The organism is Seleniivibrio woodruffii (genome assembly GCF_029267515.1).
Lineage (GTDB): Bacteria > Chrysiogenota > Deferribacteres > Deferribacterales > Geovibrionaceae > Seleniivibrio > Seleniivibrio woodruffii_A.
Map to the genome: position 1 here is coordinate 76,737 of NZ_JAJUIS010000003.1, position 13,919 is coordinate 90,655.

A 13,919-nucleotide genomic window follows, 5' to 3' on the forward strand; every position below is an offset into this window, starting at 1 on the left:
AATTAAGAAAGTGAAATTTAAATTTTTTTGGTGAAATTTACTTTAATAAACAAATTCTTGTATATTCGGCACCTCTGTTGATATAATCCCCCGATGTGAGGATATATGAACGATGAAAAACTGCCCGTTTCGGCGGCGCTCATCTCCTTTAACGAGGAGGCGAACATAGAAAGAACTTTGAAAGCGGTGCTTCCGTTTGTTTCAGAGGTGATTATCGTTGACTCGCACTCTTCGGACCGAACGGCGGAGATTGCCCGCGGGCTTGGCGCAAAAGTTTATGATGAGGACTGGAAGGGGCACATTGCCCAGAAGAACTCGGCTCTGGAAAAATGCACTATGCCATGGGTGCTCTGTCTGGACTGCGATGAGGTTGTTGACGGAAACCTCCGCAGCGATATCGAAAACGCGGTGCGGACAGGTGAACTGGAAGGTTACTCCGTTAACCGCATGACATTTTACATGGGGAGATTTCTGAAATATTCGTGGCAGCCTGACTGGAAACTGCGTCTGGTGAAGCGTTCTGCGGAACCCGTATGGGCAGGGTACGACCCCCATGACGTTCTGACTATTAAAGGCAGCACAGGAAAACTGGGCGGCGGATATCTCCTGCACTATTCATATAAGGATACGTTCGACCACTATCAGCGGCTTGTTAAATATTCGAAGATAGCCGCGCAGTCCTATTATAATAACGGTAAGCGGTTCAGCTATTTTGATTTATTGACGAAGCCGGTTTTTGCATTCGTCAAAAAATATCTGCTGAAAGGCGGTTTCAGGGACGGTTTCGCCGGATTTGCAGTGGCGGTCAGTTCGTTTATATACGTTTATCTCAAATATTTGTTTTTAAAAGAAATTCAGGACGGCAAAAAGAAAAATGGCTAAAATAATATCTGTGGGCAATATCTCTCTGGGCGGAACAGGCAAAACGCCCTTTACAATAATGATAGCGAATCATTTTCTGGCACAGGGGAAAAAGGTCTGCATACTTTCCAGAGGTTACAGAGGCAAAATAGGCTACGACACCCATGTGATAAGCAACGGCGAAGAGGTGCTTGTCGGTGCGGAACTGGCGGCTGACGAACCGTATATGATAGCTGTGAACTGCCCCGGAGCAATCGTTATAACTGGGAAAGAACGCGTTAAATCCTTTGAATATGCCGAGCGCGAATTTGCGCCTGACATATATATATTGGACGATGGGTTTCAGCATAAAAGGATGAAGAGGGATATCGATATATGCCTGCTCGACCATAAACGCCCTGTTTCAACGGGGTGGATGTTCCCTTTCGGATATCTGCGGGAACCCGCATCGGCTATATCAAGGGCGGACATAGTGGTGTTCACCCGCGCGGAGAATGATTCCATACCGGAAAAAACAGCAAAATACGTTGACGGAAAACCTGTTTTTTTCAGTGACATAGAGTTCACAGGGTTCTATAACGAAAACGGGAAAATTGAGGACGACCTCAGAGGTAAGGACGTTCTGGCTTTTGCAGGTATCGCATCTCCCTATAAGTTTTTCGCGTTTCTCAAAAAGCTGGGCTTAAACATCGCAAGCAAAAAGATATTCGGCGATCATCACAGATACCTTGACCGTGAAGGATACAGTATGATGAAAAAGGCGAAAGATCTTGAGCTTGACTATCTGGTGACGACTGAGAAGGATTATATAAAACTCACGGACGATATGAAAAAGGATACCGTTTACACAAAGATAGATATCAACCTCCGCAACAGGGAGCGGTTCTTTCAGATACTTGATATGAGATAGAGGGACAGACTGTTTCACCCCTGCTGGGTAGAATCGCCTTTGAGGGCGGAGCAATCTGCATCACATAAAATTTTCTGTGTCATCTATAATGCTAAAGACATCAGATCGCGTCGTCGCGTGGCTTCTCGCGAAGACGGCTGTCGTCTCTGCGAATCCCATAGGGGTGAAGCAGTCTCAGCCTTTCGTATGTGTAATTATTTATGGTGTATGTTTTCTATGGATGGAAGAAATTTCGGAATAAATGGACATGAAAAAGCCCCCGCACCGCTATTTAACAGGTTTCAGGAAGAAACCCGCGAGGGAGTGAAATCAGGTTTACCTGATTGAACGTACGGAGCGTGAGCGAAGGGAGGCATTGCCGACCAGAGCGTTGCGAAATTTCTCCATGGATGGAAGAAATTTCGGAATAAATGGACATGAAAAAGCCCCCGCACCGCCTTGAGAACCAAGACCGTTTTTAACGGGGGCTTTGTTGAACTGAGGTATTAATCTTCTTACCTCCTGATTTATTTTAACAACCGTGCTGAGCTTCCTTTTCACACGAGACTTTATAAGCGTCTCCCACTTTTTTGCCCGCGTTGGTTGATAACTCTAACATAATACCGGATTCATTTTATGCAAGAGGAAAAGTTACATTTTTCTGACAGTCGCTCAGAAAGCATTCATTCTTCGTAGCCACGAGGCAATCCCTGCCGGAAGGTGATACATCGGTTTGTCCGTGACCTCCGCTATCAGCAGGCAAGTTTCCGGTTTCAGGTGGTCGGCAACCGATTCGAAAATCTCTTCGGAAGAGCTTTCGGTGCGCAAAATCCATGCGTCTTTTTTAAAGCGCACGCCGTCGTGTCTGTTCAGCGCCCCTGTGACAGCGGATTCGGTGGAAAGGTCGTTGTTGAAGTCACAGCTCACTATGAAAATTTTCATAAAGACCCCCTGATAGTAAATACACTAATTGAAAATTATATTGCCAAAATAGACAATTTAGAGTATGAAATACAATTATACGCTATGGTTATAAATTTCACAGATATACAAATAGTATTTATGTCTAATTAAGGTGTTATATGGCGGACTTTAGGAAATACGCGTGTGAGATAAGCGGTAAGTTATTTAAAGATATCAATAAAAAAGGTATCCGAAGGGAGAAGCTGGCAAAGGAGCTTAACATCTCCGAAAACCAGATAAAGAACTATGCTTATGACAGCACAAAGTCTGCGACTCTGGAAAACTTTCTTCACGTTCTCATAACATACAAGTGTGAACCCGTGCTTGATCACATGGCAAAGGACATGGGATACAGCATTTTCAAACTGCCGGAAGTCCAGCAGAACGGAACCGGAACCGCCGAACCCGCCGCAGATGCCCTTGCTGCCGTGGCGTCAGCCGTAAGTGCCGGACTTAAAGACATCAGCAGTGAAGAAAAAGTACGCCTCATAAGAAGGGCGATAGAGAAACTTCTCATATTGGAAAAGTCAATACAGGGTTCATAAAATTTTACATTCCCCTGCTGTCTGTTGATGATAATCTTTCATTTTTGAGATATACTATAAACATCCGACACAATCAGACTGCGTCTTATGACTGCTTTAAATGGAGGGAAATAGTGAAACGACTCTTTCCGCTGTACTACAACAAAGTCAGTCCGTGCTATGCCAGAGACCATCTCGGCAATCACGGCTGCTATGCAAGAAACGATATCCCAAGATTTCTTTTTCTCGCCTCTGAGGGGCGTTTTGAGGAAGCCTTTTATGTTTTAAAAGAGACAAATCCGTTCAGCTCCGGATGCGGGCGATTTTGCGACCACCCCTGCGAAACAGCCTGCAACCGTACAAAGTTCGATCAGCCCGTGGATATCAAGGCTCTGGAGCGCTTCGTATCCGACTATGGATATTCAAAAGGGCTTGTACCGAAAATGCTTTCCGGCGAAAAGGGTAAAAAAATAGCTGTGATAGGTTCCGGTCCCGCCGGACTTGCCGCCGCTTATTTTCTTTCCCGCCACGGCTACCGCACTGACGTATATGAAAAGCAGCCTGTGGCGGGCGGGCTTCTGACACAGGGCATCCCCGCTTTCCGATATCCCCGCGATGTTTTCGAAAAAGAATTGGCGTTCATCAAGGCTTCCGGCGTAACTGTGAAGTGCGGCGAAGCTATCGACAAGAACAGATTTCTTAACATTGCACGCGATTATGACGCTGTGATAGTTGCCACAGGTGCGCATAAGCCTGTGGAGATAGGTATAGAAGGAGAGAAGACCACAGGTGTGGAATCGGCTATCCCTTTCCTGCGGAAGATAAACTTTGGAAGGACGGAAGAGCTTAAAATCAGAAAGGGTGAAAAAATAGGCGTTATAGGCGGCGGATATTCCGCCATTGACGTCGCCAGATGCAGCGTGCGTCTCGGCGCGGAGCCTACGGTTGTATACCGCCGCACCAGAGGCGAGATGACGGCGCACTCCGGCGAGGTTGACGATACTATGAAAGAGGGCGTGGCGTATAAATTTCTCCGCCAGCCTCTGCGGATAGAGAAACACGGAGACAAGCTGAAACTTGTTGTTCAGGTGATGAAGCTGGGTCCCGTGGACGAGAGTGGAAGGGCGAAGCCGTTTGCGGTTTCCGGCGCTTTCGAGGAGCTGATGTTCGACCGCATAGTGCTTGCCGTAGGCGACAGACCCGATCTTTATTTTGTCGGCGAGCGTTTCACGGTGGATTTCCCAAGAATGGTCTGCCCCGACCTTCAGTACGACGAAAGCAGCAAGATTTTTATAACGGGCGATGCCGCCATGGGTTCCGTGGAGAACACAGGAATGGTTGTCCGCGTTGTGGGGCTTGCTCAGGATACTGTGCGTGGGGTACGCGAGTTTCTCGGAGAGAATGTTGCGCAGGATTCCAAACGCGAGACAGCTTTCTATAATACACTGAACACGAAATATTTCGATACTGCCGGAAGGCTTGTTGAGGAGGAACTTTCACACGCCGAGCGGGTCGGCAACTTCAAAGAGGTTGTTAAGACTGTGGACGAGGACATGGCGATGCTGATGGCTTCCCGCTGTTTCAACTGCGGTATCTGTATCAAATGCGACTGGTGTTATTTCTATTCGGACGGCTCACTTGTCAAGCTGGACAAAGAATGGGTGCCGACGAAAGACGAACACTATTATGAGTTTATAGAGGAGAATATCAGCAGCGCAACCTATAAAAGCGTTGAGGCGTGCCCCCGTTCGGCACTGACTGTTACGCCTGAGGGTTCGCGTCTGGACGACTTCCGCAAATGTCAGTATATCTCTGCCTGCGAGATAACAAGAGGGGAGTGCAAAAATGATTGAAGACAAAGAATATTCAGCCTCCCGCAATCTCAGCGTCAACGATTTTTCAGGCGGGGCGCTCGGACTGCCTAAGGGTGCCTGCGGTCTGCTTGCCGTTGCCGGGGATTTCAAACTGAGTGCACTGCTGAAAGCGGCAAGATGCCTCCAGTACAGAGGGCGCACAGGTGCGGGCGTTACGCTTAAAAGCCTTTACAGGGACACCAATTTTTTCAACTTCCATATAATGTTCCGCAGCGCGGACAAGATAGCTGAACTGGAGCAGGTACTCATCACCATGGGGCTTCGCATCCTTGAGAAAAAGGATATGGTTCAGCGCAAGTATTATTATGAATACGATCTGCCCGTGATAATGCACTACAGCATCATTCCGCCCTCGCCGGAGGAGATGATGTTCCGTGAAAAGATAAGGGACGAGAGCATGTATATCAAACGGGTGGTCGCGCGTTTCAACCGCATGTATATCGACGATGCACGCATCTTTTCCAGTTCGAAATATAACGGCACCTTCCTGACGGCGTTTGAGCTTCAGGACACAATAGACATATACGACCTGCACCAGTATGAGGACAGGTTCTACGACGCCTGTCTCATCCACCTGCGCTGGCCCACAAGTCAGGGGCGCGGACTCTGGTGGGGACCCCAGCCAATATCTCTTGGTGAGGTCGCGGGAGTGCACAACGGGCACCTTTCAAGCGATATGGCAAACGCACGCGCGCTGGAACAGCTTGAGATAATGCTTACCGTGGGCACGGACTCCGAAGCGATTTTCCTTTCGGTGGAGTATCTTCTTCGCAGCGGGTACAGTCTTGAGGAGATAGAGTGGATAATCTGCCGCAAGTTCCCTCAGGAAGTGAAGCTGATGGCACAGGAGAAACAGGAGCAGTATGCTAAGCTCATGGACGATCCGCTTCTTTTCCGTATGAAGATGAGCGGTCCCGCAACGGCGATAACCCTTGTGGACGACGTGCTTGTGGGCTTTACGGACAGAGACCACCTCCGTTCATTCTCTGTGGGTGTGAACGACAAGATAGCCCTGCTCGGCTCGGAACAGAGGGCTGTAATCTCCGCGGCTTATTTCATGCACGAGGAACTGAAAATGTTCGACCCCGAAGCGGGACGCATCGTCGGTTTCACGGTTAAGAACAAGGCTGTTTCCAAACTGGACTACGGGTGGAAGAAAAATGACTGATATGAAAAGAGACGTTGTCTTTAAAAGACAGATAAAATATACGGAACCTGCCTCCCGCGGCGTTTATGCGCAGGGGGCAAAATACTGGGTGAAGGTCACGGACGAGATTGAAGAGCCGGGCAGGGGATGCGTGCACTGCGGAACCTGCGTTGAAGCCTGCACCCATAACCTGACAAACCCCGCTTCGCCCGACGGCGTTTTCAGCATGGAGGAGGTCTGCTACGATGCGGACGGAAACCGTGTGCGCGCGGAAGATGCAGACAAGGTGCGCCTCATAGAGAAGATCCTCTGGATAAATCCTGATGAGTGCTGCAACTGCAAAAGATGCGTTAAAATGTGTCCCCAGCGGGCGATCAAAGTTTACGAAAACCCAGATTACCACGACATCGGTGTGACTCTCACGGGACATGAGGAGATAAACAATATCCTCAACCGTGCGGCGGGGAAATCCAGCATATCCTCCGCACACCTCGGTCGGGGCAAATCAAAACTCTACACCGACTGGCTCATAGACGCGGCTGAGATACTGTCGCCCACCCGTGACCACATGAACGAATATGCGGGACAGATGCGCAGCATGACACTGGGAAAACGTATCGCAAGATTCAAGTGCGACGTGCCTATAATGGACGTTCACCAGTCATACGGCTCAAACAGCCATGAGGCTGTTCTGGCAAGAATGATGGCGTGCGTTAAGCTCGGCAGACCCTTTTTCACGGGCGAAGGCTACATCCATCCCGATATGATGCCCGCCGCAAGCCACTGCATACTCCAGTTCGGTTCCGGCGGATTCGGTCCCTGGGTGGAACTGGACAAGTTCGCTGGCATATCCATGAAATACGGTCAGGATGCGAAAAAGGGCAAGGGCGGTCGTTTACAGGATAAGAAGAACGACTATGAAATAGCGCTTCTGCGCTGTGTGGAGGCTCTGCGACACCTTAGCTCGCCAAATCCGCAGCACCTTCAATACTCCATAGAGGAACTGCCCATGCGCGTGGAATCGCTCCGCGCATTGCTGGGCGACAAAAAACTCATTGGTGCCGACGTTTACGGCACAGCATGGAACTTTCCCGAAATCTGCGTGGCAATAGCCAAGGCAGGTTTTGACTACATAACCATTAAGGCGGGGGACGGCTCAACAGGTGCCGCTCACCTTGTAGACCTGCAAAACCGCGGTCTGAACATAATCTATCTCACCCACAAGGCCGACCTCGCGCTCCGCTCAGAAGGTCTGCGCGAACAGATATCCATCATAGCCGAGGGCGGCGTTATGGATTCATTCGGTGCTATGCTGACCATGCTCGCAGGTGCGGATTTCGTGGGACTTGGTATGCGGACGCTCCACGTTCTCGGCTGTACCCTCTGCCAGCGCTGCCACACAGGTCAGTGCGCATGGGGTATCACATCCAGAAAATACGGACACCGCATCGACCCCGCAACAGCCAGCGACGGCATAGTGCGTATGATAAAGAGCTTCCACGAGGATATGGAGGGCATGGCGGCAGGACTGGGTATGTCAAACCATGCGGACGTTATCGGCGCGCGCCGTTTCAGATACCACGGAAACGATCCGCTGCTGTTCGAAACATTCGGCAGGGGTGAAACTCCGAAACAGGTTGCCCATGTGGATGTTCGCGAACGCACCAAAAAGATATTCAAATCCCGCGAGGTGTCATACGCGGAAAATACTGAAAAATTTGAGAAAATTCTTCAGAATATAGACGGCGAAAACCTGAAAATCGACGTAGGATTCGACCAGATAGAATCAATGCAGCTCAACCACCTTATGAAAGAGGCGGCGGATAGAGGCGTGAAAAAGTTCTATCTTGACAACGTGATGGGACAGAGAACCATCGGAACGGGCATCAAATGCGACGAGATAACCGTGCGCGGACTGGTGGGCAACCACTCTTTCGCTTTCGCGCGGGACGTTAAGATAAACGTTATTCCAAACCACAGCACAATAACCACCGTTCCCGCAAACGCGCAGGTGGGCGTTGCTAACACTTCAAACCCGTCGGAGATAAATATTGCGGGAGACGTGAGCGACCTTTTCGCCGCATACGCAATCAGCGGAACCTTCCGTGTGGCAAAGAGCGGCGGCGTGCGCAACCTGCTCCTTATGAAAGCGGGATTGCCCGACGAATGGAAAAAGACAGATGCCGACAAATACGTCGGTGCTGATAAAAACGTGATACTGAACGAACTCGTCCGCAGATATCAGAAGCGTAAGGCGAGACGCGTCAAAACGACCTGGGGCGATTTCCTTAAAGCGTTCGAACAGAAACTGCACAACAGAAAACCCCCCGTTGCCGTTTACGGTCTCGGACACGAAAAGGGTATGGGTGACTATTTCATGGAATATGCACAGGGCGGCATCGGCGTGGTGCTCAACGTAGTAAACCGCGAAAACCCCATAGGTTATTATGTGTGCAGCGGTATGACCGCGGGCGCGGCGTACATCCGCGGGAACATTGCCGAGGAACAGCTCGGCGTTGGCGTGCGCAAGATAGACTATCTGACCATGGCGGACACCGAGTTTCTGAAAGAACAGATAGACGCATTTCTCGATACTTTCAGCGGTGTGGACATTGATCCGGAATATAACGACAGCCTTAAAGCGTTTAAAGCAAGATATGAGGCGGAACCGAACAGTGTGTTCGGCGGGTTTTGCAAGGTTATACCGATATCGAGCCTAACAACTGAGTCCAACGAGTAGATTCTTTTTATGACGCTTCGCATGTCTGCGTGTCGTGAAAAAATATTGCTCATGTACTTATATGTACACTGCGCATATTTTTTTCCCTTCCGCCTTGACCTGCTTGGTTCTAAAAAGAAGCGGGGTTGCCTTGATATGCTTGCATTTGCCCAGCGGAAGGTAAATACAGTCTCTGCGAGCGGAAGCAGTTTCGACTACATAAAAAAAAGCCCTCTGATTAAGGTCAGAGGGCTTTTCTGTATCATTATCAAACAGAGATTACTGTTCTTCGCCCATGGAGTCGTTGATGCCAACCTTTTTATATCCGGCAGGAATGGAAAACTTGCCGTTGTCTATCGGCTTGGTTGAAACCGACTGTAATACTGTTGTGTACGAGTCCATGGCGCCAGCGCTCATGGGTACTCCGGGGATGCTGTGGACGGTTCTTTCATAGATGATGTAGCCGACCTTTTCGGATATCTCGTCCAGTTTCGTGCGGACAGGGTCGATATTCCCTTCAAAATCCATTACTTTCAGCCAGTTTTTGAGTGCCGCGCCGTTTATCTCGTTCAGAATTAAATGACGCACCTGCGGCGAAACGCATATCTGCGATGTGGCGGGCTGGTTTTGCAGTCCGACCTCATATCTGTCACAGGCGTAGCCGCCGTATTCACCTTTGCCTGTTTTCTTGATAACAACAGGCGCTTTCAGTCCGGCTTCCGCATTGAACTGATCCGCCATATCAGTGTCAATTCCCTCCATGGACGCTTTGTTCATATCGGCAAGCTCTTTAAAGGTTGCCTTGAAATACGTTTTGCTTTCAGGATTAAAACCGTAAACTGTCTGGGTTTTCAGGTCGGTGATGTTAAGAATCTGTCCGTTTTCCTGAACGGCAACCCTGTTCTTTGAAAAATAGCTGACGGAAACCACCCCGTCTGTTTTTTCAGTCAGGGTTACATCGGCAAAAGCATACATTGCAAAAAATGTTAATACAGTTACCAAAAACCTCTTCATATGTGATGCTCCGTTACACACAAGCGTTATAAACCGATTATATGATACCTTATATGAATTGATAAATAAATAGTCAAACTTTACCTGAGAGGTAAAAATCACGTTTTATGTCCTTTTTTTATGCTATAATTTCAATTATCGGTTTTTTATTAATCTTTAATTAATTGGAGCTTATCTTGCATGACAGTAAGCGGGCGGTTTTGCTCTTCATACTTCTTTCCTTTCTGACCATCGCAGCCGGAGCCGTTGTTACAGGATATTGGTATGTGAATACTAAATCCATCTATGAGCAAAGACTTATTGAGATTGTGCGCGCCCGCAAAGATATATTTATCTCCGTTTATGCAAAACTTTATGAAAATAATCCGGAAACCGCGGCGGCTGGCGCTGTTGATGTTCTCAGAAAAAGTTTCAGTCCGACCGTATATAAAAATTATTCCAGCGAGTTTTATATAGCGTCACTAACAGGCGGCAACTTTGCGATATTAAGCCATAGCAGGCGTGAAAACTTCGACGATGCCGCAGGCAGTTTTTCAAACGTGCCTTCCGATTCCATCCTTGCCCTTGCCCTGTCAGACCGGAGCGGACTTACATCCGCAACGGATTACACAGGGGAAAAAGTACTGGCGGCGTATGACCATGTGGACATAGGAAGCGTGCGCTACGGCATGGTAGCCAAGATAAGATACAGCGAGGTAATTTCTCCGAAAACAAAAGCGGTTGTGTCGTCCGTTCTGATGGCGCTGGTGATAATTGTCGGCGGCGGACTGGGGTTTTATATATTTTCCGCGAGGCGCGTGGACAGGCTTATAAAGGCGAAGAAGGAACTGGAGCTTTACGGAGATATCTTCGACAGTCTGGATGAGTATGTGGCGTTTCTGGATGCCGACCTGAAATATCTTTCCGCAAATAAAGCGTACCTCTCCATTCTTAACGCCGAACTGAAGGACATTATAGGAAAACCGTTCGGTGAAAAGATGAAAAAAAACCAGATGGACGAGATACTCTCTCCATATTTTAAACAGGCGCAGCAGGGACATTTCGTCTCCTTTTCCGGCTGGTTTACTTTGCCGGGCAGAGGCGAGACATACGTTGATGCAGCTTTCCTGCCTCACAAAGTTGACAATATTGTGCAGGGCGTTGTTATCCGCGCCAGCGACAGAACGCAGGAGGCGGTGGCGAAAGAGGCGCTTATTTCCCGCTCTAAAGAGCTGCAGAGGCTCACAGCGGAGCTGGAACAGAGGGTTCGCGAAGAAACCGCAAAACGGATGATGCAGGAGCAGCTTTTTTTCGAGCAGAAGAAATTTGCCGACATGGGGCAAATGATAAATGCCATAGCCCACCAGTGGAGGCAGCCCATAAACTCGGTCGGATTGTATATTCAGCTTGTTTACGAGAGCTTTAAAGACAATTCTCTGGACGAGGCTATGCTTGAAAACTTTAAAATGGACTCCATGAAGCTGATCCAGCACATGTCGAAGACCATTGACGATTTCCGTAGTTTCTTCAATCCGCGCAGCGAGGAGACCTCTTTTGAGGTGATAAAGGCGGTTATAGACACTGTTTCTCTGGTTGAGGCACAGCTTAAAAACGTTTCAATAGAGTTCACAATAACATGCAGATGCAGGGAGAGGGATTTTGAAGCGTGTAACAATCTCCTTCGTCCCCCTTGCGAGCTGCCTGAAACCCTTGTCAGCGGCTTTTCGTCAGAGTTTCGTCAGGTTCTGATGAATATTGTTCAGAACGCCAAGGATGTTTTAGCGGACAAACAAGGCAGTAAGAAGGTAACGGTAGCCGTGTCAGCTCTGGACGAAAATGTCACCGTGTCGATATCGGACAACGGCGGAGGTGTACCGGATGGTATAAAACATAAAATTTTCGACCCGTATTTCACCACCAAACCTGAAGGAAAGGGCACGGGAATAGGGCTCTACATGTCACGCATGATAATTGAAGAGCATATGGGCGGAAAAATATCCGTGAACAACGATGAAAGCGGAGCGGTTTTCATAATAGTCCTGCCGCGTATCAGCCCCAGAATGAAAAAATTTAATCCGGCAGCGTGACTGTGCCTTTAAGGTAGTCCGCGCACCTTCCAGCTATCAGAACCCTGTCGTAATCCAGTGTGCAGAAGAGCAGTCCGCCGCGTTTTGAAACCTGTCTTGCCGTGAGCAGTTTTTTGTTCAGTTTCTCTGTCCAGTAAGGCGTGAGAAGGCAATGGGCGGAACCTGTAACGGGGTCTTCATCTATTCCGATATTCGGCGCAAAGAATCTGCTTACGAAATCGCATGACGAACCTTTCGCTGTCACTATAACGCCTCTGAGTGAAAGTTTTTTCAGGGCTGCGAAATCCGGTTTCATCTCAACAATATCCTGTTCGTTTTCAAACACAGCCATGTAGTCTGCTGACGCATATACCTCTGCCGGTTTAAAGCCGAGCGCTTCCGCAAGTTCTTCCGGCTCCCCGCATGGTTCGTAGAGGGAAACGGGGAAGTCCAGTTCCAGTATGTCCCCTTTGTTCTTAACCCGCAATGCGCCGCTTTTGGACTGAAATTCCAGAATCTGCCCCGTAAAGCCTTCGTGGTGAAACATGACGTGTGCGGAGGCGAGTGTCGCATGTCCGCAGAGATCGACCTCCGTTTCCGGTGTGAACCAGCGGATGTGCAGTCTGCCTTCGCGGGTGAAGATGAATGCAGTTTCGGAGAGGTTGTTTTCTGCGGCTATCTTCTGCATCGTTTCGTCCGGCAGTTCTGCCGCAAGGGGACAGACCCCAGCCGGGTTTCCGCCGAATACGTTTCCAGTGAATGAATCTACCTGATAAAACCTGATTTCCGCCATTTTTTTAACCTCTGGTATGCCAAAATCCTCCAAACCTCCCTTTAAGAAAGGGAGGCTTAAAGAGGATCAACATTAATTATATATTTTGTATTTTAAGAACTATTTTGCCGAAATGTGCGTCGGCTTCCATCATTTTGTGCGCCTCTACGACCTGTTCGATGGGGAACACGGCTGATACGATGGGCACGATGGTTCTGTCTGCAAATTTGGGCAGGGCTGTTTTTGTGAACTCTGCCACTATCTCACCTTTCATAGGCACGGGACGGCTTCTGAGAACAGAGCCGATTATCTGCTGACGTTTAACCATCATCAGCGCAAGGTTAAGCTCCGCCTTGATGCCGCTGATAACGCCTATGATGACCAGTCTGCCCGCATAGCCCAGCGAGTCCATGTTGGGTTTAAGATACTTCGCGCCCACATGGTCAAGTATCACGTCAACGCCTTTTTTCTTTGTAAATTCTTTGACGGCTTCGGAAAAATCAGGTGTGGCAGTATAGTCTATCACAAGAGCCGCGCCGAGTTTCTTCACATCTTCCATCTTGGAGGGAGCCGCTGTGATTATGTATTTTGAATCGGGTGCCAGAGCGTTCGTAAGCTGTATTGCGGCAGTGTTGACGCCGCCTCCGCCTCCGTGGAAAATAGCTGTTTCGCCGTTTTTCAGCCCGCCAATCATGAAGACGTTTGAAAACGCAGTGATGTATGATTCACAGACACATGCAGCCTCTTCGTATGACATGGAATCGTGGATAGGCATGAGGTGACACGCGTATGCAACCGCATATTCGGCATATCCGCCGCCTCCCACAAGAGTCATGACCCTGTCGCCCTTTTTCCAGCCTTTAACATCCGCGCCGAGTTCTTCTATTATCCCGGCAACTTCAAGTCCGAGAATCTCGGAATCGCCTGCCGGGGGCGGATATTTGCCTTCGCGCTGAACAAGGTCGGGTCTGTTGATGGATGATGCCGCAACCTTTATCAGAACCTGATCCGCGGCTGGTGCGGGTTTTTCCGCTTCGCCTACGTACATGTTCTCCGCCGGTCCGAACTCTTTAAGAAGGACTGCCTTCATGTTTACCTCCAATATATTATT

At 48.9% G+C, this 13,919-nt stretch carries 11 protein-coding genes; 7 read left to right on the forward strand and 4 right to left on the reverse strand.

The window, feature by feature from the left end; translation table 11 throughout:
• The first annotated feature begins 105 nt into the window (after nucleotides 1-105).
• Complete coding sequence (locus Q7P67_RS04390; protein WP_303850688.1) at nucleotides 106-882, forward strand: glycosyltransferase family 2 protein; 777 nt, start codon at nucleotides 106-108, stop codon at nucleotides 880-882.
• Nucleotides 875-1,771 (forward strand): tetraacyldisaccharide 4'-kinase, encoded by an 897-nt coding sequence (lpxK, locus tag Q7P67_RS04395; RefSeq protein ID WP_303850689.1) that lies wholly within the window; start codon nucleotides 875-877, stop codon nucleotides 1,769-1,771. The genes Q7P67_RS04390 and lpxK overlap by 8 nt, the downstream gene beginning before the upstream one ends.
• Nucleotides 1,772-2,422: 651 nt before the next feature.
• Here the strand turns inward: lpxK and Q7P67_RS04400 are convergent.
• Complete coding sequence (locus Q7P67_RS04400) at nucleotides 2,423-2,692, reverse strand: hypothetical protein (RefSeq protein WP_303850690.1); 270 nt, start codon at nucleotides 2,690-2,692, stop codon at nucleotides 2,423-2,425.
• Nucleotides 2,693-2,832: 140 nt separating this feature from the next.
• On the opposite strand from Q7P67_RS04400, the gene Q7P67_RS04405 reads away from it, so the two are divergent.
• From Q7P67_RS04405 to Q7P67_RS04420, 4 genes are all read left to right on the forward strand, one after another.
• Nucleotides 2,833-3,258, forward strand: coding sequence for a hypothetical protein (locus Q7P67_RS04405; RefSeq protein WP_303850691.1), 426 nt, complete (start codon nucleotides 2,833-2,835; stop codon nucleotides 3,256-3,258).
• A gap of 113 nt (nucleotides 3,259-3,371) precedes the next feature.
• Nucleotides 3,372-5,090 (forward strand): FAD-dependent oxidoreductase, encoded by a 1,719-nt coding sequence (locus Q7P67_RS04410; RefSeq protein ID WP_303850692.1) that lies wholly within the window; start codon nucleotides 3,372-3,374, stop codon nucleotides 5,088-5,090.
• Complete coding sequence (locus Q7P67_RS04415; RefSeq protein ID WP_303850693.1) at nucleotides 5,083-6,279, forward strand: hypothetical protein; 1,197 nt, start codon at nucleotides 5,083-5,085, stop codon at nucleotides 6,277-6,279. Before Q7P67_RS04410 ends, Q7P67_RS04415 begins: the two co-directional genes overlap by 8 nt.
• Nucleotides 6,272-8,998: a glutamate synthase-related protein gene (locus Q7P67_RS04420; RefSeq protein ID WP_303850694.1), complete on the forward strand. Its 2,727-nt coding sequence runs from the start codon at nucleotides 6,272-6,274 to the stop codon at nucleotides 8,996-8,998. Before Q7P67_RS04415 ends, Q7P67_RS04420 begins: the two co-directional genes overlap by 8 nt.
• Nucleotides 8,999-9,256: 258 nt before the next feature.
• Here Q7P67_RS04420 and Q7P67_RS04425 read toward each other — a convergent pair whose 3' ends face one another.
• The gene (locus Q7P67_RS04425) at nucleotides 9,257-9,991 is read right to left on the reverse strand and encodes a hypothetical protein (protein WP_303850695.1); all 735 of its coding nucleotides are present in this window, start codon (nucleotides 9,989-9,991) and stop codon (nucleotides 9,257-9,259) included.
• 200 nt (nucleotides 9,992-10,191) lie between these two features.
• Between Q7P67_RS04425 and Q7P67_RS04430 the strand changes: the two genes are divergently transcribed.
• The gene (locus Q7P67_RS04430; RefSeq protein ID WP_303850696.1) at nucleotides 10,192-12,057 is read left to right on the forward strand and encodes a PAS domain-containing sensor histidine kinase; all 1,866 of its coding nucleotides are present in this window, start codon (nucleotides 10,192-10,194) and stop codon (nucleotides 12,055-12,057) included.
• On the opposite strand, the gene Q7P67_RS04435 is transcribed toward Q7P67_RS04430, so the two are convergent.
• Entirely contained in the window at nucleotides 12,041-12,829 is a 789-nt protein-coding gene (locus Q7P67_RS04435) for a PhzF family phenazine biosynthesis protein (RefSeq protein WP_303850697.1), read from the reverse strand. The genes Q7P67_RS04430 and Q7P67_RS04435 overlap by 17 nt on opposite strands.
• Before the next feature lie 76 nt (nucleotides 12,830-12,905).
• Nucleotides 12,906-13,898: an NAD(P)H-quinone oxidoreductase gene (locus Q7P67_RS04440; protein WP_303850698.1), complete on the reverse strand. Its 993-nt coding sequence runs from the start codon at nucleotides 13,896-13,898 to the stop codon at nucleotides 12,906-12,908.
• Nucleotides 13,899-13,919 lie beyond the last annotated feature (21 nt).

Bases quoted from the DNA above. Each gene is read 5' to 3' on its own strand.
- Q7P67_RS04400 (WP_303850690.1), bottom strand. From the start codon at position 2,692: ATGAAAATTTTCATAGTGAGCTGTGACTTCAACAACGACCTTTCCACC.
- Q7P67_RS04440 (WP_303850698.1), bottom strand. From the start codon at position 13,898: ATGAAGGCAGTCCTTCTTAAAGAGTTCGGACCGGCGGAGAACATGTAC.
- Q7P67_RS04415 (WP_303850693.1), top strand. From the start codon at position 5,083: ATGATTGAAGACAAAGAATATTCAGCCTCCCGCAATCTCAGCGTCAAC.
- lpxK (WP_303850689.1), top strand. From the start codon at position 875: ATGGCTAAAATAATATCTGTGGGCAATATCTCTCTGGGCGGAACAGGC.
- Q7P67_RS04420 (WP_303850694.1), top strand. From the start codon at position 6,272: ATGACTGATATGAAAAGAGACGTTGTCTTTAAAAGACAGATAAAATAT.
- Q7P67_RS04425 (WP_303850695.1), bottom strand. From the start codon at position 9,991: ATGAAGAGGTTTTTGGTAACTGTATTAACATTTTTTGCAATGTATGCT.
- Q7P67_RS04405 (WP_303850691.1), top strand. From the start codon at position 2,833: ATGGCGGACTTTAGGAAATACGCGTGTGAGATAAGCGGTAAGTTATTT.
- Q7P67_RS04390 (WP_303850688.1), top strand. From the start codon at position 106: ATGAACGATGAAAAACTGCCCGTTTCGGCGGCGCTCATCTCCTTTAAC.
- Q7P67_RS04435 (WP_303850697.1), bottom strand. From the start codon at position 12,829: ATGGCGGAAATCAGGTTTTATCAGGTAGATTCATTCACTGGAAACGTA.